The organism is Loktanella sp. SALINAS62, from assembly GCF_018263905.1.
Lineage (GTDB): Bacteria > Pseudomonadota > Alphaproteobacteria > Rhodobacterales > Rhodobacteraceae > Loktanella.
Map to the genome: position 1 here is coordinate 302610 of NZ_JAAFZU010000023.1, position 25444 is coordinate 328053.

At 60.2% G+C, this 25444-nt stretch carries 22 protein-coding genes; 13 read left to right on the forward strand and 9 right to left on the reverse strand.

The window, feature by feature from the left end:
* Nucleotides 1-37: 37 nt before the first annotated feature.
* Nucleotides 38-859: an SAM-dependent methyltransferase gene (locus GZH79_RS09015; RefSeq protein ID WP_211643448.1), complete on the reverse strand. Its 822-nt coding sequence runs from the start codon at nucleotides 857-859 to the stop codon at nucleotides 38-40.
* Nucleotides 860-1046: 187 nt separating this feature from the next.
* Here GZH79_RS09015 and GZH79_RS09020 point away from each other — a divergent pair, with 187 nt between their 5' ends.
* Genes GZH79_RS09020 through GZH79_RS09035 form a run of 4 tightly spaced genes read left to right on the forward strand, consistent with a single transcriptional unit; the run spans nucleotide 1047 to nucleotide 3134 of the window.
* Nucleotides 1047-1574, forward strand: a complete 528-nt coding sequence (locus tag GZH79_RS09020; RefSeq protein ID WP_349291178.1) for a phosphoribosyltransferase family protein — start codon at nucleotides 1047-1049, stop codon at nucleotides 1572-1574.
* Between the two features lie 32 nt (nucleotides 1575-1606).
* Nucleotides 1607-1864, forward strand: coding sequence for a glutaredoxin 3 (grxC, locus tag GZH79_RS09025; RefSeq protein WP_211643499.1), 258 nt, complete (start codon nucleotides 1607-1609; stop codon nucleotides 1862-1864).
* Complete coding sequence (locus GZH79_RS09030; RefSeq protein WP_211643449.1) at nucleotides 1861-2694, forward strand: carbon-nitrogen hydrolase family protein; 834 nt, start codon at nucleotides 1861-1863, stop codon at nucleotides 2692-2694. The genes grxC and GZH79_RS09030 overlap by 4 nt, the downstream gene beginning before the upstream one ends.
* Nucleotides 2691-3134, forward strand: coding sequence for a helix-turn-helix domain-containing protein (locus tag GZH79_RS09035; protein ID WP_211643450.1), 444 nt, complete (start codon nucleotides 2691-2693; stop codon nucleotides 3132-3134). The genes GZH79_RS09030 and GZH79_RS09035 overlap by 4 nt, the downstream gene beginning before the upstream one ends.
* A 4-nt stretch (nucleotides 3135-3138) precedes the next feature.
* On the opposite strand, the gene ubiG is transcribed toward GZH79_RS09035, so the two are convergent.
* Complete coding sequence (gene ubiG, locus GZH79_RS09040; RefSeq protein WP_211643451.1) at nucleotides 3139-3879, reverse strand: bifunctional 2-polyprenyl-6-hydroxyphenol methylase/3-demethylubiquinol 3-O-methyltransferase UbiG; 741 nt, start codon at nucleotides 3877-3879, stop codon at nucleotides 3139-3141.
* Nucleotides 3880-3935: 56 nt separating this feature from the next.
* Here ubiG and pip point away from each other — a divergent pair, with 56 nt between their 5' ends.
* The 6 genes from pip (at nucleotide 3936) to infB (ending at nucleotide 12047) form a co-directional block, all read left to right on the forward strand.
* On the forward strand, nucleotides 3936-4925 hold the full coding sequence (gene pip / locus GZH79_RS09045; protein ID WP_211643452.1) for a prolyl aminopeptidase: 990 nt from the start codon (nucleotides 3936-3938) through the stop codon (nucleotides 4923-4925).
* Between the two features lie 53 nt (nucleotides 4926-4978).
* The gene (locus tag GZH79_RS09050; protein ID WP_211643453.1) at nucleotides 4979-6535 is read left to right on the forward strand and encodes an ABC transporter substrate-binding protein; all 1557 of its coding nucleotides are present in this window, start codon (nucleotides 4979-4981) and stop codon (nucleotides 6533-6535) included.
* Nucleotides 6536-6676: 141 nt separating this feature from the next.
* Nucleotides 6677-7303 (forward strand): ribosome maturation factor RimP, encoded by a 627-nt coding sequence (gene rimP, locus GZH79_RS09055; RefSeq protein ID WP_211643454.1) that lies wholly within the window; start codon nucleotides 6677-6679, stop codon nucleotides 7301-7303.
* Entirely contained in the window at nucleotides 7303-8913 is a 1611-nt protein-coding gene (gene nusA, locus GZH79_RS09060; protein WP_211643455.1) for a transcription termination factor NusA, read from the forward strand. The genes rimP and nusA overlap by 1 nt, the downstream gene beginning before the upstream one ends.
* A gap of 16 nt (nucleotides 8914-8929) precedes the next feature.
* A complete protein-coding gene (locus tag GZH79_RS09065) occupies nucleotides 8930-9556 on the forward strand; it encodes an RNA-binding protein (protein ID WP_211643456.1) in 627 nt (208 codons plus the stop codon).
* A 4-nt stretch (nucleotides 9557-9560) separates the two neighbouring features.
* Nucleotides 9561-12047, forward strand: a complete 2487-nt coding sequence (gene infB, locus GZH79_RS09070; protein WP_211643457.1) for a translation initiation factor IF-2 — start codon at nucleotides 9561-9563, stop codon at nucleotides 12045-12047.
* A 138-nt stretch (nucleotides 12048-12185) separates the two neighbouring features.
* Here the strand turns inward: infB and mutT are convergent, their stop codons facing one another.
* The 3 genes from mutT to GZH79_RS09085 are packed head-to-tail and all read right to left on the reverse strand — an operon-like array spanning nucleotide 12186 to nucleotide 14636.
* The gene (gene mutT, locus GZH79_RS09075; RefSeq protein WP_211643458.1) at nucleotides 12186-12584 is read right to left on the reverse strand and encodes an 8-oxo-dGTP diphosphatase MutT; all 399 of its coding nucleotides are present in this window, start codon (nucleotides 12582-12584) and stop codon (nucleotides 12186-12188) included.
* Nucleotides 12581-13792 (reverse strand): bifunctional glutamate N-acetyltransferase/amino-acid acetyltransferase ArgJ, encoded by a 1212-nt coding sequence (gene argJ / locus GZH79_RS09080; protein WP_211643459.1) that lies wholly within the window; start codon nucleotides 13790-13792, stop codon nucleotides 12581-12583. The genes mutT and argJ overlap by 4 nt, the downstream gene beginning before the upstream one ends.
* 1 nt (nucleotide 13793) lies before the next feature.
* Complete coding sequence (locus GZH79_RS09085; protein WP_211643460.1) at nucleotides 13794-14636, reverse strand: peptidylprolyl isomerase; 843 nt, start codon at nucleotides 14634-14636, stop codon at nucleotides 13794-13796.
* Nucleotides 14637-14824: 188 nt separating this feature from the next.
* On the opposite strand from GZH79_RS09085, the gene secA reads away from it, so the two are divergent.
* The 3 genes from secA to GZH79_RS09100 all read left to right on the forward strand — a co-directional run bounded on the left by secA (nucleotide 14825) and on the right by GZH79_RS09100 (nucleotide 20333).
* Entirely contained in the window at nucleotides 14825-17527 is a 2703-nt protein-coding gene (gene secA, locus GZH79_RS09090; protein WP_211643461.1) for a preprotein translocase subunit SecA, read from the forward strand.
* Nucleotides 17528-17700: 173 nt separating this feature from the next.
* Nucleotides 17701-18786: a hypothetical protein gene (locus tag GZH79_RS09095; protein ID WP_211643462.1), complete on the forward strand. Its 1086-nt coding sequence runs from the start codon at nucleotides 17701-17703 to the stop codon at nucleotides 18784-18786.
* A 14-nt stretch (nucleotides 18787-18800) separates the two neighbouring features.
* A complete protein-coding gene (locus GZH79_RS09100) occupies nucleotides 18801-20333 on the forward strand; it encodes a phosphate ABC transporter substrate-binding/OmpA family protein (protein WP_211643463.1) in 1533 nt (510 codons plus the stop codon).
* On the opposite strand, the gene radC is transcribed toward GZH79_RS09100, so the two are convergent.
* From radC to GZH79_RS09120, 4 genes are all read right to left on the reverse strand, one after another.
* Entirely contained in the window at nucleotides 20330-21079 is a 750-nt protein-coding gene (gene radC / locus GZH79_RS09105; RefSeq protein WP_211643500.1) for a DNA repair protein RadC, read from the reverse strand. The genes GZH79_RS09100 and radC overlap by 4 nt on opposite strands.
* A gap of 139 nt (nucleotides 21080-21218) precedes the next feature.
* The gene (gene dnaJ, locus GZH79_RS09110) at nucleotides 21219-22370 is read right to left on the reverse strand and encodes a molecular chaperone DnaJ (RefSeq protein ID WP_211643464.1); all 1152 of its coding nucleotides are present in this window, start codon (nucleotides 22368-22370) and stop codon (nucleotides 21219-21221) included.
* Between the two features lie 71 nt (nucleotides 22371-22441).
* On the reverse strand, nucleotides 22442-24346 hold the full coding sequence (gene dnaK / locus GZH79_RS09115; RefSeq protein ID WP_211643465.1) for a molecular chaperone DnaK: 1905 nt from the start codon (nucleotides 24344-24346) through the stop codon (nucleotides 22442-22444).
* Between the two features lie 211 nt (nucleotides 24347-24557).
* On the reverse strand, nucleotides 24558-25379 hold the full coding sequence (locus GZH79_RS09120; protein WP_211643466.1) for an ABC transporter permease: 822 nt from the start codon (nucleotides 25377-25379) through the stop codon (nucleotides 24558-24560).
* Between the last annotated feature and the right edge of the window lie 65 nt (nucleotides 25380-25444).

Below are 25444 nucleotides of genomic sequence, written 5' to 3' on the forward strand. Positions count from 1 at the left end.
GTGTGTGATGGCTCAGATAACGGCTTTCAGGCTCAGGTCAATCTGTGCCCGGGTCCAGCGGTGCCTCTGGCACGCCCAGCGCATCGGCCAGTCGCGTCTTGGCAGAGCCGGGCCGCAGCGGTTTTTGTTGGTTGTCGGACGGGCACCATCCGGTCAGGGTGACGATCTCGAATGTGGCGCTGATGCGCCCGTCGGCATCGCTGAAATGATCGGCATAAAGCTGTGCCGCGCGTTGCATGACGGATCGTCGCGTCGGGCGTCGCAAACGGTCGGTCAGCGCGTTGGTTTCGCCCATTGCGCGCAGGTCATGCATCAACGCGGTCGTGTCGGCATAAGTTACCCTTATTACATCAGAATCCGCCACTGGCAGGGCGAAACCAGCGCGTTGCAAAAGCCCCCCCAGATCACGGATTTCAGCCATCGGCGCGACGCGCGGTGACAGCCCGCCAGTGACCTGCGATTCCGCCTGCGCCATGACGCTGCGCAATTCGTTCAGGGTCTGGCCACCGAACAGCGTTGCAACGAACAAACCGTCCGCGACCAGCGCCCTGCGCGATTGCACAAGCTGCCCGACAAGATCCTGCGCCCAGTGCAATGACAGGTCGTGGATGACCAGATCGAATGCGCCTTGCGGCAGATCAAGAATGTCTTCGTCTGCGACAATTTGCGCGGCTGGAAAGCGGTCTTGCCATTGGTCGGGGCGCGGCGTGACAATGGCGACCTGCGTAAACGACCTGTTAATCTCTTCCAGTCTTTCCTCGATATCAGCGATGGCGCGATCGCGCAGAAAGGTTTGTGTCGCGCGGGCGCGATAACGAAGAAGGGCGGTGCGGTCGGTCAATGGCTGCATGGCCGACATGTAGGGTGACAGGGATGAAGTTGCAAAGCGTGATCCGCGCGATCTATCCCGCGTCCTGCGTTGCCTGCGATACGCCCACGGCGGTCGAAAAAACACCCGGTTTATCAGCGGTGCAATCTGCGATCTGTACGGCGCGCCCCTGCCGGGTGACGACGACGGCACCGCGATCTTGCACTGTGACGATTGCATGACGGTGGCGCGCCCGTGGCAGCGCGGTCGGGCTGCGCTTGTTTATGATGGTGTAGGACGGCGCATGGTGCTGGGCCTGAAACACGCGGACCGCACCGATCTGGCGGTGCCCGCTGCGCGTTGGATGGTCGCTGTGGCGGCCGATCTGCGCAATGATGACATGGTGGTCGTGCCGGTCCCCCTGCATTGGTCGCGGTTGCTGACACGGCGTTACAACCAGGCCAACCTGCTGTCACGATTGGTGGCGCGGGGTCTGGACCTGACACATGTGCCCGACGCGTTGATCCGCCCGAAACGGTCGCCTAAAATGCAGGACACGACCCGCGCCGCGCGCTTTGCAGCACTTGATTGCGCCATCCGTCCGCATCCGCGCCGCATGACGTTTTTGCAGGGGCGCAGCGTGCTGATCGTGGACGACGTGATGACGACGGGGGCCACGCTTGCGGCGGCAACCGAAGCGGCGCACATGGCCGGTGCGGCACGCGTTCATGTCCTGACACTGGCGAGGGTGGTGAAAGATGCCTAGATATGGACAAATCGCATGCGCAAGAGGGCCATATGAAAAACGTCGAAATCTACACCACACCGACCTGCGGGTTTTGCCACGCCGCAAAGCGGCTGTTGTCGTCCAAAGGCGTCAACTTTTCCGAAATCTCGTTGGCACAGCAACCGGACAAGCGGGCGGAAATGATGCAGCGTGCCAATGGCGGCCGCACCGTGCCGCAGATTTTTGTGGGCGATACCCATGTCGGCGGGTGTGACGATCTTTATGCACTCGAACAGGCTGGCAAGCTGGACGCGCTGCTGGCCGCATGAAGGCCGCGCTGGTTCAACTGACCAGCGGTGACGACCCCGCTGTCAATCTAGCGATCACCGCAGGGTTCATTGCGGGTGCCGCAGACCGGGGTGCGACCCTGATCTGCACACCAGAAGTGACGAATTGCGTCAGTCAGGACCGCGCGCATCAGCGCCGCGTGCTGCATCATCAGGACGATGATCCCACACTGGCCGCCCTGCGCGAACAGGCAGCGGCGCTGGGCATCTGGCTTTCCATCGGGTCGCTGGCTTTGAAAACCGACGATCCTGACGGGCGTTTCGCCAACCGCAGTTTCCTGATTGATCCACGGGGAAACATTGCGGCGCAATACGACAAGATCCACATGTTCGACGTGACTGTCAGTGAAACCGAAAGCTACCGCGAATCCGCAGGCTATCGCCCCGGTGATCGTGCTGTGTTGGCGCAGGCGGATGATCTGACGCTGGGTCTGACCGTGTGTTACGATTTGCGGTTTGCGTATCTTTACCGCACCTTGGCGCAGGCGGGCGCGCAGGTGCTGCTGGTGCCATCGGCGTTTTCACCCGTGACGGGTGCCGCCCATTGGCACACGTTGCTGCGTGCGCGCGCCATCGAAACAGGCTGCTACGTGTTGGCAGCGGCGCAGACCGGCACCCATGCCGCGACAGCCGGTCGTCCCCGCGAAACCTATGGTCACACGCTGGCCGTCGCCCCGTGGGGGGAGGTGATCGCCGACGCTGGGACCGAAATGGGCGTAACACTCGTCGATCTGGACGCCGGACGGGTGGATCAGGCGCGGGGTCGTGTGGCATCGTTGACCCACGACCGCACGTTCAGGGGGCCCTTGTGACCGAAACGACCCAACATCTTGCCGTCGCCCTGTTCAGCGAGCTTTTGGCCGTCGATCAACTGGTGCGCCATTCACTGGCGCGCGTGTTGCCAAAGGGGATGGAACTGTCGCATTTCAGTGTGTTGAACCATCTGGCGCATTCCGCGTCGGAACGGTCACCGACGCAGCTGGCGCTGACCTTTCACCTGACGCGGGGTGCGATGACCAACACCTTGGCGAAACTGGAATGGGCCGGATACGTGCACGTGCGGCCTGATTGGGACGATGCCCGCAAGAAAATGGTGTCGATCAGTCCCGCTGGCCGTGCCGCGCGTGATGCCGCGATTGCCGCGATTACGCCGCTGGTCGCCGATGTTGCCGCCCGTGTCGGAGAGGATAACGTACGTGCCGCCCTGCCGCTGCTGCGCGAATTACGTGTAAAGCTGGCGGATCAGACCTGATCGGTCAGTCCGGTTTGACAGCCGCCGTCACGTAATTCACCGATAAGTCACGTTCCGACGTGCCCCATGTGAACGATAGCGGATTAAAGACATATCCCGTGCGGTCCACGGGCGTCAGCCCGGCGTTCGAAAGCAGCGTGAACAATTCGTCCGGTGTGATGAATTTCGACCATTCATGTGTGCCCTTTGGCAGCCAGCGCATGACCCATTCCGCGCCCACGATGGCCATGGCAAATGATTTCGCATTCCGGTTGATCGTCGAACACAGATGGATCGCGCCGGGTTTCATCAAGGTCTGGCAGGCGTCGATGTAACCTTGGGGATCGGCCACGTGTTCGACCACTTCCATGTTCAGCACCACGTCGAACTGTTCACCGGCGGCGGCCAGCGCTTCGGCTGTGCCGACGCGGTAGTCGATGGTTAGCCCGGATTGTTCGGCATGCAACTGCGCCACGGGAATGTTGCGGGGTGCGGCATCGACGCCCACCACGTCCGCCCCCAGCCGCGCCATCGGTTCGCACAGCAGGCCACCGCCGCAGCCGATGTCCAGAATGCGTAATCCGGCAAAGGGACGATCCACTGCCAGATCACGGTTGTAATGGGCCGAAACCTGCTGCGTGATGTAATCCAGCCGCACCGGGTTCATCATGTGCAATGGCTTGAACTTGCCCGTTTCATCCCACCATTCGGCGGCCATTGCTTCGAACTTGGCGATTTCGCTGTCATCAATCGTATTCGTATTCATCGCGTCCTCGTGGGTTGGGCGTGGATTTAGCAGGTAGCACACTATATGCCACTGTCATGGACAGGGATCTGAAACAAAAGAGCGCAGCACTTTATCTTTATCCGCCGATCGACCCGTTCGATCAGCGGACGCTGGATGTGGGTGACGGCCATGTGATCTATGTCGAACAATGCGGCAATCCGCAGGGCATACCCGTTGTTGTTCTGCACGGTGGACCGGGCGGCGGATGCAGCCCTGCGATGCGGCGCTATTTCGATCCCGAACACTACCGGATCGTGCTGTTCGATCAACGCGGCTGCGGACGGTCGCGGCCCCATGCGGCGGTCAGCAACAACACGACATGGCATCTGGTCCGCGACATCGAATTGATCCGCACCACGCTGGGAATCGACCGCTGGATCGTGTTTGGCGGCAGTTGGGGTGCGACCCTGTCGCTGATCTATGCCCAGACGCATCCCGACCGGACGGCAGCGCTGGCGTTGCGTGGTGTCTTTTTGATGACGCAGCCCGAACTGGACTGGTTCTATGGCGGCGGTGCGGGTCGGTTCTGGCCCGATCTGTGGGACAGGTTCACCAAACTGATCCCTGACGACGAACACGACGATCTGATCGCCGCTTATCACAAACGCCTGTTTTCCGGCGACATGATGCAAGAGGTCAAATACGCCCGCGCATGGGCGGCGTGGGAAAATGCGCTCGCCGCGATGGACAGCGACGGCATGACGGGCGAATCACCGGCGGATTATGCGCGGGCCTTTTCGCGGCTTGAAAATCATTATTTCCAGAACCACGGCTGGTTGGATGAAGAAACCGCAATCCTGAACCGCACCGACCGTCTGGCCGATATTCCCGGTGTGATCGTCCAGGGGCGGTACGACATGATCTGCCCGCCGCTGTCCGCCTATCGCCTGTCAAAGGCCTGGCCACTGTCAACGCTAAAGCTGGTCGGTCGGGCCGGTCATGCGCTGTCGGAACCCGGCATCAGCGCTGAACTGGTGCGCGCGATGGACCGGTTTGTGTTGCAGCGCGATGCGCTGGGACTTTAGACTTCACCCTGCGCGCGGGTCAGCCCGCGTCTGTCAGATGGGACGATAGCAAGATGGGTCTGGACCGCAAAGTTGACGGCACGCCGAACCGCCGTCGTCTGTTGCAGGGCGCTGTCGCGGCGGGCGTGTTGGGGCTGACAGGTCTGCCATTGCGCGCGCAAACACGGGGCGGCACGCTGACAGCGGCGCTTGGCGGTGCCCATAGCTGCGATACCTGGGATTCGCGAACGCACGTCGACCTGTTCATGATGGCGGCGGCGCAGGGTGCCGTGTTCGACAGCCTGACGGAAATTGCGGCGGACGGCAGCCTGAAGGGCGAACTGGCCGAAAGCTGGGACAGCAGCGATGCGCAAACATGGGTGTTCAACCTGCGGCGCGGTGTAACCTTTCATAACGGGCAGGCGTTTGGCCCCGATGACGTGATCGCATCGCTTCATTTGCATCTGGACGATGATGTGCCGTCACCCGCGCGGCCCATCGTGCAGAATATCGCAATGATGGCGCGGTCCGGTCCACATCAGGTGACGTTCACATTGACCGCACCGAATGCGGATTTCCCCTACCTTTTGTCCGACTATCATCTGCTGATTTATCCCGCCGATCACATGGCCGATGCGATGGTGCATGGGATCGGCACGGGGCTTTACCGGGTTGAAACATTCCACCCCGGTCGCCGGATGACGGCGCTACGCGTCACCGATCACTACAAGGGCGACGCTGCGGGCTGGTTTGACCGGATCGACTATATCGCCATGAACGACAGTCGCGCCCGGACAGAAGCGCTGCGCGCCGGTCGAGTCGATGCAATCAACCGGGTCAACGTGCGTGATACAGCGGCGGTGGCCGCGCACCCCCGGCTGCGCCTGCAGAATATTCCGGGCAACCAGCATTACGGTTTCGCGATGCAGACGCGGGCGGCACCCTTTGCCGATGTGGATGTGCGGCTGGCGCTGAAATACGGGATCGACCGTCAGGATTTTGTGGACAGGTTTCTGCTGGGGCACGGGCAGGTCGGCAATGACACCCCGATCGGTCGTGCCAACCAGTTTTATGCCGCCGATCTGGACCAGATTGCCTATGACCCCGACCGCGCCGCGTTCCACCGCAAACGGGCAGGTCTGGACCGGTTGGCTGTGACGCTGCACACATCCGATGGGGCGTTTGACGGGGCCGGGCACGCGGCTGCGGCGTTTGCCGATGCGGCCCGCCCTGCCGGGATCGACATTGATGTGATCGACAGCGCGCCAGATGGATATTGGGCGCAGGTCTGGCCCACGGCCACGTTTCGCGCGACACATTGGGCCGGGCGCGCGACCGAAGACTGGATGTTGTCGACCGCCGATGCGGCGGACGTCCTGTGGCATGACGGGGATAGCAATGCCCGGTTTCAGGCGTTGCTGCTGCAAGGGCGATCTGAATTGGACAGCGATATCAGGCGCGACATTTACGCCTATATGCAGCAGATTCTGCGTGACACAGGCGGCACGATCATTCCGGCCTTTGCCAATCATCTGCAGGGCGTCGCAAATCGCATCGGGACGCCGTCGCAGATCGGAAATCTTTGGCAGATGGACGACGCGCGCATGGCGGAACGGTGGTGGCGCGTCTGACGTGTCGCTGACCTGCTTGCAATCCGCGCACGCTGGGTCTATGTGGTTGCCAACAGCGGCGCGCTGGCTTCCACCCCCAGCGCCCAACCGGAATTCAAAACGGGCCGCGCGCCCGTTTTTTTGTGCCTGGAAGGATCTTCCATGAATGACCTGATTGCCAAGGCGGCCATTGACCGCCGCATCTCGGAAATCATCACCCCCGTCATCGAGGACTTGGGGTACGAAGTCGTGCGGATTCGCCTGATGTCGGGCAAGGAAACCACCTTGCAGATCATGGCGCAGAAACCCGACGGTACGATCGAAGTCGACGATTGCGGCCAGATCAGTACGGCCGTCAGCGCCGTGATGGATGTCGAAGACCCGATTCTGGATGCCTACACGCTGGAAGTGTCCAGCCCCGGCATCGACCGACCGCTGACCAGGCTAAAGGATTTCGAGCAGTGGCAGGGGTTCGAGGCCAAGATCGAAACCGACGAACTGATCGACGGCCGCCGCCGGTTCAAAGGCGAATTGGTGGGCGTCGAAGGCGACGAGGTGCTGATCGAGATCGAGGAAGGCACCATCGGTCTTAAATTCGACTGGCTGTCGGACGCCAAGCTGGTGCTGACCGACGACCTGATCCGCGAGGCGCTGAAAGGCCGTAAGGACGGGGGTCAGATCGACGAAGCGCAATTTGACGAAGTGCAGACGATCATTGACAGCGACGACAATGTCGCGCCGGACAAAAGAACGAAAAAGCGACCGAGTTCGCGCAAGGAGATGAACTGATGGCCATTACATCCGCCAACCAGCTAGAGCTTTTGCAGACCGCAGAAGCCGTGGCGCGCGAAAAGAACATCGATCCCGGTCTGGTGGTCGAAGCGATGGAAGAATCGCTCGCCCGTGCGGCAAAGTCGCGCTACGGCGCCGAAATGGACATCCGCGTCAACATCGACCGCAAGACCGGTCGTGCGACATTCACCCGTGTGCGCACGGTGGTGGATGAAGAAGAATACGAAAACTATCAGTCGCAGTTTACTGTCGAAACCGCCAAGGGCTATATCGAAGACCCCAAGGTCGGTGACACGCTGGTTGAACAGGTGCCGCCCGTGGAACTGGGCCGGATCGCCGCGCAATCGGCCAAGCAGGTGATCCTGCAAAAGGTCCGCGAAGCAGAGCGCGACAAGCAATACGAAGAATTCAAGGACCGCGCAGGCACGATCATCAACGCGTTGGTCAAGCGCGAAGAATACGGCAATGTCATCGTCGATGTGGGTTCCGGCGAAGCGATCCTGCGCCGCAACGAAAAGATCGGCCGCGAGGCATACCGCCCGAACGATCGCATCCGCTGCTACATCAAGGACGTGCGCCGCGAACAGCGCGGACCGCAGATCTTCTTGTCACGGACCGCGCCCGAATTCATGGCCGAGCTGTTCAAGATGGAAGTGCCGGAAATCTACGAAGGCATCATCGAAATCAAGGCGGTCGCCCGTGATCCCGGGTCGCGTGCCAAGATCGCTGTTATTTCCTATGATTCGGGAATCGACCCGGTCGGGGCCTGCGTCGGTATGCGCGGCAGCCGTGTGCAGGCCGTCGTGAACGAATTGCAGGGCGAAAAGATCGACATCATTCCCTGGAACGAAGACATGCCGACGTTCCTAGTGAACGCGCTGCAACCCGCAGAGGTCAGCAAGGTCGTTCTGGACGAAGAAGCCGGCAAGATCGAAGTGGTCGTGCCCGACGAACAACTGTCGCTGGCGATTGGCCGTCGTGGCCAGAACGTGCGTCTGGCGTCGATGCTGACCGGTCTGGATATCGACATCCTGACCGAAGAAGAAGAATCAAAGCGTCGTCAGGCCGAATTCGAAGTGCGGACCAAACTGTTCATGGACACGCTGGATCTTGACGAATTCTTTGCCCAGTTGTTGGTGTCCGAAGGGTTCACCAACCTTGAAGAAGTCGCCTATGTCGAGGCAGAAGAGCTGCTGGTCATCGAAGGCGTCGACGACGACACCGCCAGCGAATTGCAGGCCCGTGCCCGCGATTATCTGGAAGCGCAGAACACCAAGGCACTGGAACGCGCCCGTGAACTGGGTGCCGAAGACAGCCTGATCGGTTTCGAAGGCCTGACCCCGCAGATGGTCGAAGCGCTGGCACAGGACGACGTCAAGACGCTGGAAGATTTTGCCACCTGTGCCGACTGGGAACTGGCGGGCGGCTGGACGATCGTGAACGGCGAACGCCACAAGGATGAAGGTGCGTTGGAAAAATTCGACATCAGCCTTGAAGAAGCGCAGAACATGGTGATGACCGCGCGCGTGATGTTGGGCTGGGTCGATCCCGATGATCTTGTATCGGACGCAGAAGACACCGATATGCCAGAAGAGGCAGAGGCTTAAGCCTCTGACGTCAGATATGTCGCGCGGTGGAACAACTAAGAACCGGGAAGACGGCCCCGAACGTCGGTGCATCGTCACCGGCGAGACGGCCCCGAAATCGGGACTTATCCGCTTTGTCGTGGGGCCTGATCATGCGGTCGTGCCGGATGTGCTGGAAAAATTACCGGGGCGGGGCATCTATGTGGCATCGACCCGCGATGCACTTGATGCGGCCAAAAAGGGGCAATTCAGCCGATCCGCAAAACAGGCGGTGACGGTGCCAGACGCCCTGACGGCAGAGGTGGAACGCCAGTTGTCCCGCCGGGTCGTCGATCTGATCGCAATGGCCCGCAAGGCCGGACTTGCGGTCTGTGGCTTCGAAAAGGTCAAGGGCTGGTTGGCAGGGGGCGCGCGTGTGCGTGTCCTGTTGCAAGCCGCCGATGGATCGGAACGAGGTAAGGCAAAACTTTGGACCCCGGAAGGGGCCCGTTATTTCAACTGCCTGACGGGCGCCGAACTGGGTTTGGCATTTGGTCGGCAAAGTGTGATACATGGCGCGCTCGCCGCTGGCGGAATTAGCGACCGTGTAGTAATGGAGGCCGCAAGACTGCGCGGCCTGCGCGAGATTGACGACAGCGATCCGGCTGTCGGGAAGGATATGTAGCTAGATGAGCGATACTGACGGCAAGAAACCACTCGGCCTTGGCGGCTCTCGACCCAGCAACGTAAAGCAAAGCTTTTCGCATGGGCGGACCAAGAATGTTGTCGTGGAGACCAAGCGCAAGCGCGTGGTCGTGCCGAAGCCCGGCGCGGCGAAAACAACGACGACAACCGGAACCCGGATCGGCGGTGATCCGTCGAAACGTCCTGCCGGCATTTCCGATGTCGAGCTGGAACGCCGGATGAAGGCGTTGGCGATGTCCAAGGCTCGTGAAGCCGAAGACAACGCAAAGCGTGAAGCCGAAGAAAAATCCCGCGCCGAAGAGCGCGAGCGCCGTCGTGCCGAAATCGAAGCCAAAGAGGCCGAGGATCGCGCACGCGAAGAGCGCGCCAAGGCGAAAGCTGCGGAAGAAGACGAAAAGCGCCGCAAGGAAGAGGCCGCCAAGAACGCGCCTGCCCCCGCTGCTGCGCCGAACCCGGCTGCTGCTGCACCGGGCGAAACCGCCGTGTCGCGTCCGTCCGCCGCTCCGCGCAAGACCGATCGTGACCGCGATGTGAAACCGCGCGACAGCAAACCCGGCCGCAGCGACGATGGTCGCCGGTCCGGCAAGCTGACCGTAAACGACGCTCTGCGCGGCGGTGCCGGTGGTCGTCCGAAATCCATGGCCGCCATGAAGCGCAAGCAGGAACGGAATCGCCAAAAGGCGATGGGCGGTCAGGTCGAGCGTGAAAAGGTCGTGCGCGACGTCCAGTTGCCCGAAGCGATCACTGTCGGTGAACTGGCGAACCGGATGGCCGAACGGACATCCGATATCGTCAAATCGCTGATGCAGATGGGCATGATGGTCACGCAGACCGAAACCATCGATGCTGACACAGCGGAACTGCTGATCGAAGAATTCGGTCACCGTGTCGTGCGCGTGTCCGATTCCGACGTTGAACAGGTCATTGACCAGACCGAAGACAAGGCATCCGATCTCAAACCGCGTGCCCCGATCATCACGATCATGGGCCACGTCGACCACGGCAAGACATCGCTGCTGGACGCCATTCGCAACGCACGCGTTGTCGCGGGCGAAGCGGGCGGGATCACCCAGCACATCGGTGCCTATCAGGTGATCACGAAATCGGGTCAGACGCTGTCGTTCCTGGATACACCGGGTCACGCCGCGTTCACCTCGATGCGGTCGCGCGGTGCGCAGGTCACGGATATCGTGGTGCTGGTGGTTGCAGCGGATGACGCTGTGATGCCGCAGACGATCGAAGCGATCAATCACGCCAAAGCGGCCAAGGTGCCGATGATCGTGGCCATCAACAAGATGGACAAGCCCGCTGCCGACGCCAACAAGGTGCGTACGGATCTGCTGCAACACGAAGTCATCGTGGAAGCGATGTCCGGTGATGTGCAGGACGTCGAAGTGTCTGCCCAGACGGGTCAGGGGCTTGATGCGCTGTTGGACGCCATCGCGTTGCAGGCGGAAATTCTGGAACTGAAAGCCAACCCAGACCGCGCTGCCATGGGTGCCGTGATCGAGGCGCAGCTGGACGTGGGCCGTGGCCCCGTTGCGACGGTTCTGGTGCAGAACGGCACGTTGAGGCAGGGCGATATCTTTGTCGTCGGTGAACAATGGGGCAAGGTCCGTGCGCTGATCGACGACAAGGGCGACCGCATCAAGGAAGCCGGCCCGTCCGTCCCGGTCGAGGTTCTGGGTCTGAACGGAACGCCAGAAGCAGGCGACGTGCTGAACGTGACCGAAACCGAATCGCAAGCCCGCGAAATTGCGGACTATCGTGCGCAGGTCGCCAAGGACAAGCGCGCCGCATTGGGTGCCGCCACGACGCTGGAACAGCTAATGGCAAACGCAAAGGCGAACGCAAACGTCAACGAACTGCCTATTCTGGTGAAAGCCGATGTGCAGGGGTCAGCCGAAGCCATCGTTCAGGCGATGGAAAAGATCGGCAACGACGAAGTCCGCGTGCGCGTGCTGCATTCGGGCGTGGGTGCGATCACCGAAACCGATATCGGTCTTGCCGAAGCATCCGGCGCGCCGGTGTTCGGGTTCAACGTCCGTGCCAACGCCACGGCGCGGAACACCGCCAACCAAAAGGGCGTGGAGATCCGTTATTACTCGGTCATCTATGACCTTGTGGACGACGTGAAAGCCGCGGCCTCTGGCCTGCTGAGCGCGGAAATCCGCGAAAAGTTCATCGGTTACGCGAACATCAAGGAAGTGTTCAAGGTGACCGGTATCGGCAAGGTCGCGGGTTGTCTGGTGACCGAAGGCGTTGCCCGCCGGTCCGCCGGTGTCCGTCTGCTGCGCGACAACGTGGTCATCCACGAAGGCACGCTGAAAACGCTGAAGCGCTTCAAGGACGAAGTGGCAGAGGTCCAGTCGGGTCAGGAATGCGGTATGGCGTTTGAAAACTACGAAGACGTCCGCGAAGGTGACGTGATCGAAATCTTCGAACGCGAATCGGTCGAACGGTCGCTTTGAACCGGTCTTCTTGAAAATACGGCCCGCAGGAGAAATCCTGCGGGCCGTTTGCGTTTGTCAGTGCGGGATGGAAAATTTGCCGTGCGTTGCAGGCACCGCGTTCTGAGTTGTTTGAAAACCCCGACAAGCGTTGCCGCGCTAGATCCAGTCGCGCAGAATCGGGATCAGCGGAATGTCGGCGGGTGGCATGGGATAGTCGCGCAATTCGTTGGCGCGGACCCATTTCAACGTCTGGCCTTCACGCCCGGTCGGTGTGCCGTTCCATTTGCGGCAGGCGAACAGCGGCATCAGCAAATGAAAATCATCGTAGCTGTGCGATGCGAACGTCAGCGGTGCAAGGCACGATGCCCAGGTGTCGATGCCCAACTCTTCTTGCAGTTCGCGGATCAGGGCGATTTCCGGTGTTTCGCCCGGATCAACCTTGCCGCCGGGAAATTCCCAAAGTCCCGCCAGCGATTTGCCTTTGGGGCGTTGGGCCAGCAGCACGCGTCCGTCGACATCGATCAACGCAACGGCAGAGACGAGGACTGTCTTCACGACCGGTAATCTGCATTGATCCGGATATATTCGTGGGTCAGATCGCAGGTCCAGACAGTGCAGGCACCGTCGCCCAAACCCAGATCGATCCCGATCGTCAGGTCCGCGTTTTTCATATAGGCGGCGCAATCGGATTCCGAATAATCGGGGGACCGCCAGCCATTTTCGGCAAGCGTCAGATCACCCAGCTTGATTGTCAGGCGGTCACGGTCGGCCTGCGCGCCGGATTTGCCGACGGCCATGACGATGCGGCCCCAGTTCGGATCTTCGCCCGCGATCGCGGTTTTCACTAGCGGGCTGTTCGCGGTCGCCATCGCCACCAGCCGGGCATCGGAATCCGACTCAGCGCCGGTGACCGCGACGGTCACGAATTTTGTCGCACCTTCGCCGTCGCGCACGACTTGATGTGACAGATCCAGCATGACGGAATGCAGTGCATCCTCGAACGCGGGGTTCCCCGCGACATCGACACCGCTGGCGCCGGTTGCCGCCAGCATCAGGCTGTCGGACGTTGATGTATCGCTATCGACGGTGATGTTGTTGAATGTCCGGTCGGTCAGGCGTGCCAGCATCGGTTGCAGCACGTCATAGGCGCAGACCGCATCGGTAAAGATATAGACCAGCATGGTCGCCATGTCGGGCGCAATCATGCCCGACCCCTTTGCGATACCTGCAATCTGCACATCCTGTCCGTCGATCGTCACGGTCCTGGTCGCGCCCTTTGCAAAGGTGTCGGTCGTCATGATCGCGCGGGCTGCGTCACCGATCCCGTTGGGTGACATGCTGTCCGTCAACGTGGTCAATGACGCGATGATGCGGTCATGGGGCAGGGGTTCACCGATCACGCCGGTGGACGCGGTAAAAACGCGGTCCTGCGCCACGCCTGTCGCATCGGATACCGCTGCACAGATCGCATCGACCGATCCTGTGCCCGCCCGCCCGGTAAAGGCGTTGGAATTGCCGGAATTCACCAAAATCGCGGCGGGGCCGGTCCCCGCGCCCAGTTTGGCCTGACAGTCCAGCACAGGGGCGGACCGGGTCGCGGAGCGGGTGAACACACCGGCGACTGTGCTACCGTCTGTCAGCAACGCCAGCATCACGTCGGTCCGGTTCTTGTATTTCACCCCCGCCTGCGCCGCAGCAAAGGTGACGCCGTCAATGACGGGTAAGTCGGGAAAGGCTGCAGGTGCAAGCGGGGACAATGGCATATCAGGGTTCCAGCAGTTCGAGGTTGTTCAGCACCTGAGGGTCGAAGGCGCCTTCTTCCGGCAGAGTGATCTCGGTCGCTGCGCGCAATTCGTCGATCCGGCTGGTGATGGCCTCTTGCTGGATTTCACCGCGGATTTCGTCGCGCACGGCATCCAATGCTGGCGCTTCGACCGGGCGTGTTTCGTTCAGCTTGATCACGTGCCAGCCGAATTGGGTCTGGACGGGGTCGGATACGGCACCGACGTCCATCCCGGTGACCGCTTCTTCGAATTCAGCGACCATCGCACCCGGTCCGAACCAACCCAGTTCACCGCCAGTCGGGCCGGACGGACCCGTGGACAATTCCTGTGCCAATGCAGCGAAATCTTCACCTGACTGCGCGCGTTCCGCAGCGGCCTGTGCTTCTTCTTCGGTTTCGACCAGCAGGTGGCTGGCATTGTATTCCGTTGTTGGGTTGGCTTCGAATTCTGCGACGATTTCGTCATAGCGCGCCTGCACGGCTTCGTCCGTGACGGCATTTTCGCTGATCTGGGTGATGACCTCACCGGCCTTGAGAGAGCGTTCTTCGTTGGTCAGCGCCATGTCGACCCGGAACGGAACGTCTTCCAGTTGTTCGGACAGCAGTTGCTGCTGGACCAACTGGTCAACGATACCCTGAAACAGGACATCAGGCGGGAACTGGTCATATTGTTCAGGCAGGCTGGCGCGGGCAATGATCATTTCGCCAAGCGTGATGTCAGTGTCGCCGACGGTGGCGACAACGGTGGATGCGTCCTGTGCCGAAGCCGTCTGTGCGGTCATGGCGATGGCGGCTGCGCCCATCAGCGCGGATAGTCTGGTCATAGTCTTTTGTCCTTTGTGCGTGGCGCCCAAGGGGGGCGCACGTTGACAGTGCAGGGTCCGCCCCTTACATCGGCTCAAAGCCGACAGGGGGCAGGTCTTGGGCCCTGTTTAGGGGCGCATGCGACAGCCTTCAAGCAACCTCCTCTGTCAATCGGATCACATGGGCGGCAATCGCCTGCGGAGAATATATGCTGGGTCTTGGAACCATTACCAAAAAGGTCTTCGGGACCTCCAACGACCGCAAGGTCAAATCCGCGCGCCCGCTGGTCGCCAAGATCAACGAACTGGAACCCGAATTCACCGCGTTGTCCGACGAAGACATCCTTGCCCGGACGCGGTCCCTGCAGGAACGTGCCCGCAACGGCGAAAGCCTGGACGATCTGTTGCCCGAAGCCTTTGCCAACTGCCGCGAAGCTGCGCGCCGCGCGCTGGGTCTGCGGGCATTCGACACCCAGTTGATGGGCGGGATTTTTCTGCATCAGGGCAATATCGCAGAAATGAAGACGGGCGAGGGTAAAACCCTTGTCGCGACCTTTCCGGCCTATCTGAACGCACTGTCCGGCAAGGGCGTGCATATCGTGACGGTCAACGATTATCTGGCGCGCCGTGACGCGGACTGGATGGCAAAGGTTTATGGTGCGCTGGGACTGACGACCGGGGTTGTGGTGCCGCAGCAACCGGACGCCGAAAAAAGCCATGCCTACCAGTGCGATGTCACCTATGCCACGAACAACGAGCTGGGTTTCGATTATCTGCGCGACAACATGAAGTCGGAATTGAAGCAGATGTATCAGCGTCCGCACAATTTTGCGATTGTGGACGAGGTCGACAGCATCCTGATCGACGAAGCCCGGACGCCGCTGATCATCTCTGGTCCTGCGCAGGACCGGTCGGAAATGTACCGCGAAATCGACAAGATCGTGCCGGGTATTCTGGATGAGCATTTTACGCTGGACGAAAAAACCCGCCAGGTCACCTATACCGACGAAGGCAACGATTTCATCGAGGACGCGCTGTCTAAATCGGGCCAATTGCCCGATGGCCAATCCCTGTACGATCCCGAAAGTGCATCGCTGGTCCATCACGTCAATCAGGCTTTGCGGGCGCACAAGCTGTTCACCAAGGACAAGGATTACATCGTCCGTGACGATGATGTGGTGCTGATCGACGAATTCACTGGCCGCATGATGACCGGGCGGCGTCTGTCCGACGGTCTGCACCAAGCCATCGAAGCGAAAGAGGGCGTCAAGATCCGGCCCGAAAACGTGACACTCGCCTCTGTCACCTTTCAGAACTATTTCCGGCTGTATGACAAGCTGGCAGGCATGACAGGCACCGCCCTGACCGAAGCGGACGAATTTCGGGAAATCTATCGCCTTGGCGTGGTCGAGGTGCCGACGAACCGGCCCATCGCGCGGCAGGACGAACACGATCAGGTTTACCGCACGGCGCAGGAAAAATTTGCGGGTGTGGTCGACGAAATCAAACTGGCCTATGCCAAGGGTCAGCCGGTGCTCGTTGGAACGACATCCATCGAAAAGTCGGAATTCCTGTCGCAGTTGCTGACCAAGGAAAACATTACCCACAACGTCCTGAACGCGCGCCAGCACGAACAGGAAGCCCAGATCATCGCGGACGCGGGCAAGGTGGGGGCCGTGACCATCGCCACCAACATGGCCGGGCGCGGCACCGACATCCAACTGGGTGGCAACGTCGAGATAAAGGTGCAGGAATCGCTGACCGCCGATCCCGATGCCGACCCCGATGCGCTGCGCCAGCGGATCAACGCGGAACACGAAAGCGAAAAGAACAAGGTGCTGGAAGCCGGTGGCCTGTTCGTTCTGGCGACCGAACGCCATGAAAGCCGCCGGATCGACAACCAGCTGCGTGGCCGGTCCGGGCGTCAGGGCGACCCCGGTCGTTCGGTGTTCTTTTTGTCGCTCGAAGACGATCTGATGCGGATTTTCGGGTCCGAGCGTCTGGAAAAAGTGCTGTCGACGCTGGGCATGAAAGAGGGCGAAGCGATCATCCACCCATGGGTGAACAAGTCGCTAGAACGTGCGCAAGCCAAGGTCGAAGGCCGCAACTTTGACATCCGCAAGCAGTTGCTGAAATACGATGACGTGATGAACGAGCAGCGCAAGGTCATCTTTGGCCAGCGCCGCGAAATCATGGAAGCGCAGGATCTGTCCGAAATCACCAGCGACATGCGCCATCAGGTGATCGAAGACATGGTCGATGAGCATATGCCCGAACGGTCCTATGCCGATCAGTGGGATCTGGACGGACTGGATGCAGAGGTAAAGCGCGTGCTGGGGATCGACGTGCCCGTGCTGACATGGGGCGAAGAAGAAGGCGTCGACAACGCGATCATGCGCGAACGGCTTGAAGCCGCCAGTGACGAAGCGATGGGCAAAAAGGAAGAATCCTTTGGTGCGGAAACCATGCGCAGCGTCGAAAAGCAGATCCTGCTGCAGACGATTGACAGCAAGTGGCGTGAACACTTGATCACGCTGGAACATCTGCGGTCTGTCGTTGGCTTTCGGGGGTATGCACAACGTGATCCGCTGAACGAATACAAGACCGAAGGTTTTCAGCTGTTCGAACGCCTGCTGGACGGTCTGCGGATCGACGTGACGGAAAAGCTGGCACAGATCCAGCCGATGTCGCCGGAACAGCAACAGCAACTGATCGCCCAAATGAAAGCACAGGCCGCAGCGCGCGAAGACAGTGCTGTGGAACGTGCAACATCCGCCAAGACAGCAGGCGATGCGTCAGCACGTGACGGTTTCGTCGAAGACGATCCCAAAACATGGGGCAACCCGGCACGTAACGATGCGTGCCCCTGTGGATCGGGCAAGAAGTTCAAACATTGCCACGGGCGCGTTTGACGCCGTCGCGCTGACCTGAAATCACGAAGCCAAACCTAGCATGCAGCGCCCCACGACGGGTGCTGCATCGCGGATGGCCACGTTATGGCCACATGTTTTGCCATATTGCATCATTCTAGGGACACCTTTGTCCTGCACTTCTGGCGCCAGAGTTTGCAGGCAAGGATTTCGCGATGCGACTGAAGGTAAAGAAAATTCTGACCGCCGGCGTGACGTTTTGCGCGGCGTTGGGAATTGGCACGATCATGCAATACGGTGACGCACTTGCGTCCCGGATCGGCGGTGATACTGACGATGCGCCTTCTGCGATGGTGACGCCGCCGGTCGCGGCATCTGCCCCCGTACAGGTGCGCGCGGCCACTGTCGCAACGCCTGTTCCTGCCGGGCCAACCGACAGCCGCATGGCTGCGATTGGTGATTTACCCGTCGAAACGCCCGCGCCGATGCTGACGCAACCGATCATGCCGGACCCCGTCAGCGCATCTGTAACCGTTGATGTACCGGTCGCGGCACCTGACGATGTGCCGATGATGGTGCCGGACACACCGGTACTGCCTGAACCGGCAACCGAAGAGGTTGTTTGCAACCCAACAATGGATGCGCAAATTCAGCCGATCGCAATGGTCAAGGTGACATTGTCCGATGCCTGCCGACCCGATACGGTCGTCACGATACATCACCGCGGCATGATGTTTCAGGAACTGACGGACGCCAACGGTCTGTTGCAGGTCACGATCCCGGCGCTGTCGTCCGATGCGCTGTTCGTCGCCGATTTCGGTTCCGGTCAAGGGGTGTCTGCCAGTGTGGCCGTGCCCCAACTGAAACAGTTTCACCGCGCCGTTCTGCAATGGCAGGGTGATTCGCAGGTAGAGCTGCATGCGCTTGAATTCGGGGCCGCCTATTTCGAAGAGGGTCACATCTGGAACGGATCAACCGGCAGTTTGGAAGCGGCTGAATATGGGCAGGGCGGCGTGCTGACGCGGCTTGGCAACGTGGCGATCAGCGACGCGTTCATGGCAGAGGTCTACACCTTTCCCAGCGGCGCGAATGCCCGCGATGGCAGTGTTCTGCTCAGCGTCGAGGCCGAAGTGTCGGATCGCAACTGCGGACGCGATGTTGCGGCACAAAGCCTGCAGGTCGGCCCTGACGCCCTGACCGACGCCACCGATCTGGTGATGACGATGCCGGGCTGCGACGCTGTGGGTGAATTTCTGGTGTTGAATAATATGTTCGAGGACCTGACACTCGCCGCGAAATGAATGCGCGTGACAATTTGAAATACCTGACAAGACATGCGACGCCTTTGGTTGCCGCATGTCTTTTCTTTTGGTCAGCGGCCTATGCCCAGGACGTCACCATCACGTCGGCGCAGGGTGGTCTGGAATTGACTGGCCGGATCGTCAGCTACGACGGCACATACCTGCGGATCGAATCGGATTACGGCCCGTTGGCGGTGGATTACAGTCGGGTGACCTGCCGCGGCGATGCCTGTCCTGACCCGGCCAATTTCGTGCCACGACTGCGGGTGGTGGGCGATAGACGGCTGACTGAAATCCTGCTGCCTGCCTTGCTGGATGGATTTGCCCGCGCACAGGGTTTGTCCGCCGTGCAAAAAATCGTCACCCCGAACGCAACGCATGTGTCACTGGTCGATGGGCAGGATGTCCCGGTGCTGGATCTGCCGATCGTATCGTCCAACAGCGCCGAAGGGTTTGCCGACATCGTGGCGTTTCAGGCCGACGCGGTTTTGGCATTTCGTGAAGCGTCCGATCAGGAAAACATGCGTGCGGCGGACGTGGGATTGGCCAACCTGCGTGGGCTTGGGCATGTGGTTGTTCTGGGTATCGATGCGTTGGTGCCGATCGTGTCGCCCGTTAATCCTGTTCGCACGATTGACCCTGCCGACCTTGATGCGGCTTTTACGGGTGGTTTGCAGACTTGGCCTGATGGCGCGGCGCTGTCCCTGCATCTTGGACCGCAGTCAGATGGTCAGGTGGATGCGTTTCTGGCCTCATTGCCGGACGATCCCGGCGCGATCACCTTTCATACGGACGCCGAAACGCTAAGCCGCGCTGTTGCCGCCGATCCCGGCGCGTTGGGGGTGACGGCGTTGAATGCAACCGGCGTCGCACAGGCGCTGGGGCTGTCCGATGCCTGCGGCCTGACATCTGCACCACGTCTGGCCGGTGTCAAAACGCAGGATTATCCGTTGACGACCCCGGTTTTTCTGACGCTGGCCCAGAAACGGCAACCGCAGATCGTGGTGGATTTTCTGGCCTTTCTGCGCACACCAGAGGCACATTTGATCATCCGTCGATCTGGGCTGATGGATTTGGGTGTCGTGCCTATTCCGCTGGATGCCCAAGGCGGTCGCCTTGCCCATGCCATCACGATTGCAGGCGTCGATACGCCACTTCCGGAATTGCAGCGCATGGTTTCCATGATGCATCTGCGCGCGCGGTCGTCCCTGACGTTCCGGTTCGAAGTCGGCGGTACGACGCTGGACCCGGTATCAAGCGCAAATCTGTTGACGCTGGCGCACAACATCCGGGCAGGCGCCTATGACGGGCGCGAAATTCTGCTGATGGGGTTCAGCGACGGTGAAGGACCGGCTGCGGCCAACCACGACCTTTCGGCTGGGCGTGCAGAAGAAATCAAAAGCAGACTGATGGCCGTGTTGGGTGATGTGCCGGATCAGATCCGGATCACGACAGAAGCCTTTGGCGAGGCCTTGCCCATCGGATGTGACGATACCGAACGCGGACGCCGTATGAACAGGCGGGTCGAAGTCTGGATCGGTGACTAAAGCAATCCTTCGGCGCGAAAAGACAGTTCATGCGATTTTCCGATGATCAGGTGGTCATGAACTGTGATGCGCAAAGCATCCGCCGCAGCTGCGATCTGTTTTGTCATGCTGATATCGGCGTCTGACGGCGTGGGGTCGCCCGATGGATGATTGTGGACCAGAATGATCGATGCGGCATTCAGTTCCAGCGCACGTTTCACAACCTCGCGCGGGTAGACCGGGACGTGGTCGATGGTGCCGCTGGCCTGTGCTTCGTCGGCAATCAGGGTGTTGCGGGTGTCCAGAAACAGGATGCGGAATTGTTCTGTTTCACGGTGCGACATGACCGTGTGGCAATAATCCAGCAACGCGGCCCAACTGGACACCACATGGCGCTGCATGACGCGTCCGCGCGCCATGCGGTGCGTCGCGGCTTCGACCAGTTTCAGGTCTGTGATGACGGCGTCACCGACACCGTCGATGTTCGCAAGATGATCCGGGGACGCGGACAGCACCCCCGCCAAATCCCCGAAGCGGTCGATCAGACGGTGGGCCAACGGTTTTACATCTTGCCGGGCGATGGACCGGAACAGCAGCAATTCCAGCAATTCATAATCCGGCAGCGCGGCGGCACCGCCGGACCTGAACCGCGCGCGCAGACGTGCACGGTGGTCACGGATGTAGGATGGCAAGCGGCCTGTGACCGGCTGAACCGGTGCTTCGTCCGGATCACCGAACAGCGGGAGGGCATCCTGAAATCCTGACATCATGCCTCAAGGTAGCTTTGCAGGAATGAATCGTCGGTTAACGTCAGCTGACGACGCAGCGTCCGCCTTTTGCAAAGTGAAACGGCGCCCCGATGGAGCGCCGTTCGATAATCACAGTCTGTCTGCGATGTGACTGGATCTAGCCCTTCATCGAATCCCAGAAGCCTTTGACGCTTTTGAAAAATGACGACCCTTGCGGGTTGTTTTCCTTTGACAGAGTGTCGAATTCCCGCAGGATTTCCTTTTGGCGGCTTGTCAGGTTCACCGGCGTTTCAACGGCCAGTTCGATGAACATATCCCCCGCGCCGCCGCCGCGCAGGGCGGGCATGCCCTTGCCACGCAGGCGCATCTGGCGGCCTGACTGGCTGCCTTCGGGAATTTTTACGCGGGACCGGCCACCGTCGATGGTCGGCACCTCTATTTCGCCACCCAAGGCGGCAGAGGCGATGCTGACCGGCACGCGACAGAACAGGTTGGTCGATTCACGTTCGAAAAGCTTGTGATCTTCGACTTCGATAAAGATATACAGATCACCCGCCGGCCCGCCGCGCATCCCGGCTTCGCCTTCACCGGCAAGCCGGATGCGGGTGCCGGTTTCGACACCGGCAGGGATGTTGACCGACAGCGATTTTTCTTTTTCGACGCGACCGGCCCCGTGGCAGACATGGCACGGATTCTTGACCGTCTGGCCCGCGCCGTTACAGGTCGGGCAGGTCCGTTCGACCGTGAAAAAGCCCTGCTGCGCGCGCACCTTTCCCATGCCCGAACAGGTCGGACAGGTGACGGCTTCTGATCCGTCGTCGGCACCGGTGCCTTTGCAATTGCCGCATTGTACGGCGGTCGGGACGGTGATCGTCTTTTGCTGACCGGTATAGGCGTCTTCAAGTTTCACACGCAGGTTGAACCGCAGGTCCGATCCCCGCGTGGCCCGTGCTCGTCCACCACCGCCACCGCGCTGGCCACCCATGAAATCGCCGAACAGGTCGTCGAAGACGTCGGAAAAGGCAGATGCGAAATCGCCCTGTCCCTGCGGACCGCGCGGGCCACCGCCGCCGCCCATGCCGCCTTCGAATGCAGCGTGACCGTAGCGGTCATAGGCGGCTTTCTTTTCGGCGTCTTTCAAAACCTCGTAGGCTTCGTTGGCTTCCTTGAACTGTTCTTCTGCGCGCGGATTGTCCGCGTTGCGGTCAGGATGCAGTTCCTTGGCCTTCTGGCGGTAGGCTTTTTTGATGTCTGCCGCGTCGGCCCCACGGGCAAGGCCCAGTGTTTCGTAATAATCGCGTTTTGCCATTTCGTCCCCCTTGGGAATGGAAAAAGACCGGCCCGGTTAAAGGGGCCGGTCTATCCCGTCAGGCGGATGCCTTAGTTGCGCTTTTCGTCGTCAAGATCTTCGAAATCGGCGTCGAGGATATCATCCTCGTCGGCGCTTTTCGGTTCGTCCGCACCGCCGTCTTCGGCGTCCTGGCTGGCCTTATAGATGGCTTCACCCAGCTTCATCGCGGATTCGGTGACGTTCTGGATGCCGGATTTGATTTTCGCGGCGTCGTTCTTTTCCAGATCGTCCTTCAGGGCGGCGATGGCCAGTTCGATGGCTTCGATGGTGGTCGGGTCCACCTTGTCGGCGTGTTCTTCCATCGACTTTTCGGTCGAGTGAATCAGGCTTTCTGCCTGGTTCTTGGCTTCGACCAGCCCACGGCGTTCCTTGTCGGCCTCTGCGTTGGCTTCGGCGTCCTTGACCATTTCCTCGATGTCATCGTCGGACAGACCGCCCGAGGCTTGGATCGTGATGGTCTGTTCCTTGCCCGTGCCCTTGTCCTTGGCGCCGACCGACACGATGCCGTTGGCGTCGATGTCGAACGTCACTTCGATCTGGGGCATGCCGCGCGGTGCGGGCGGGATGCCTTCAAGGTTGAACTGGCCCAGCATCTTGTTGTCGGCCGCCATTTCGCGTTCACCCTGGAACACGCGCAGGGTCACGGCGTTCTGGTTGTCTTCGGCGGTCGAGAAGGTCTGCGATTTCTTGGTCGGGATCGTCGTGTTGCGGTCGATCAGACGGGTGAACACGCCACCCAGCGTTTCGATGCCCAGCGACAGCGGCGTCACGTCCAGCAGGACCACGTCCTTGACGTCACCTTGCAGAACGCCGGCCTGAATGGCGGCACCCATGGCGACGACTTCGTCGGGGTTCACACCCTGATGCGCTTCCTTGCCGAAGAACTTGGCGACTTCTTCCTTGACCTTGGGCATGCGGGTCATACCGCCGACAAGCACGACTTCGTCGATGTCGCTGACGGACAGACCGGCGTCTTTCAACGCGTCCTTGCACGGCTTGATCGAGTTTTTGATCAGGTCGCCCACCAGGCTTTCCAGCTTGGCGCGGGTCAGTTTCATGACCATGTGCAGCGGCTGACCGTTCGACCCCATCGAAATAAAGGGCTGGTTGATCTCGGTCGAGGACGAGCTGGACAGTTCGATCTTGGCCTTTTCGGCAGCTTCCTTCAGCCGCTGAAGCGCCATCTTGTCCTTCGTCAGATCGACAGAGTGTTCTTTTTTGAACTCGTCCGCCAGATAGTTGACGATCCGCATGTCGAAATCTTCACCACCCAGGAACGTGTCGCCGTTGGTGGATTTCACTTCGAACAAACCGTCGTCGATTTCCAGGATCGTGACGTCGAACGTACCGCCGCCAAGGTCATAGACGGCAATGGTTTTGGTGTCTTTTTTGTCCAGACCGTAGGCCAGCGCAGCAGCAGTGGGTTCGTTGATGATCCGCAGCACTTCCAGACCGGCGATCTTGCCTGCGTCCTTGGTGGCCTGACGCTGGGCGTCGTTGAAATAGGCGGGCACGGTGATGACGGCCTGCGTCACTTCTTCGCCCAGATAGGATTCGGCGGTTTCTTTCATCTTGCCCAGAATGAACGCACTGATCTGGCTGGGGGAATATTTCTCACCCTTGGCCTGAACCCATGCGTCACCGTTGCCACCGTCGACGACGGTGAACGGCATGTTCTTCTTGTCCTTGGCCAGATCGGAATCGTCGAACCGACGACCGATCAGACGCTTGACGGCAAAGATTGTGTTTTCGGGGTTGGTGACGGCCTGCCGTTTTGCCGGTTGGCCGACAAGGCGTTCGTCATCCGTAAATGCGACGATCGACGGCGTGGTGCGGGCACCTTCGCTGTTTTCGATCACGCGTGGTTTGCTGCCATCCATGATGGCAATGCAGGAGTTCGTCGTACCGAGGTCGATACCGATCACTTTGGCCATGGTTCAAATCCCTTTTACATCAGGCGGTTTGAGAGGCGCAGACCCGTTGCGGCACCTGCGCCTGGTTTATGTTTCTGGCGCAGGGCTTTGCCCGTGACGCCGACTGGCCGTATATAGGAAGGGGTTTCAGGGCCTGCAACCGGGATGCGCGACAGAACGGCGCAGAATCTTTGCCGGGATATTTTCAGCGACAGCCAAAGCTGCCAAAAGATCAGCGCGCCGCGTTCCACGATGCAGAGGCATGACGTCGGGTGTAGAATTCACCCAGCAGGCCCAATACCACCAGGACAATCGCCACCTTGATCGGATAGCTGATGTTGCTGTTGTAGGGGTGATAGTTCTCGAACACATAGCCGCGCATCTGGTCAATGCAGTGAAACAGCGGGTTCCAGTCGAACATCGCCAGCATGGTGGCGGGCAGTGCATTGGCAACGAACATCTTGCCGCTGGCGATCATGTTGACCCGGCCATAAATCGAACTGCCGATTTTGGCGAATTCGGGCAGCCACGGTTTGATTGCCAGAAAAATCGTGCCCACCGCGCAGCCGGAAAACCACGACAGGATGATCATGCCCAGTGCGCCGATGGGGTCGTGGATATACACCGGGGTAAAGATCACGTGGTAAAAAAACAGCACCACGAGGATCGACAGGATTTGCAGGTAAAGCGATGACAGGGCGGCGGCACAGATCGCAATGACGGTATTCATCGGCGCGTGCTGCATCATCGCACTTGCCGGCCCTTCGGACTGGACAATCGCGCCCATCGCCTTGGTATGGCACATGTAAAGAAAGATGCCCGACATGATATACAGCAGGAAATCGCCGCGCACGGCGGCCCCGCGCATACCCAGCAGCATGAACATGGCATAAAAGCTTAGGACAAACAGCAGCGTCTGGAATATGTTCAACATGAGACCCAGCAACGCGTTGCGATGGCTTTTGCGGATGTCACGGACGGCGCTGTGATAGATCAATTCCATCATGCCAAAGACCGTCCTGGTCCGCGTGCGTTGAAGTGTGGGTCGGAACATGTGCCTGCCTAACGGTGTCGTGCGACGAAATTCTTGCCGTCTGTGCTGGGTCGCAGCATAAGGGC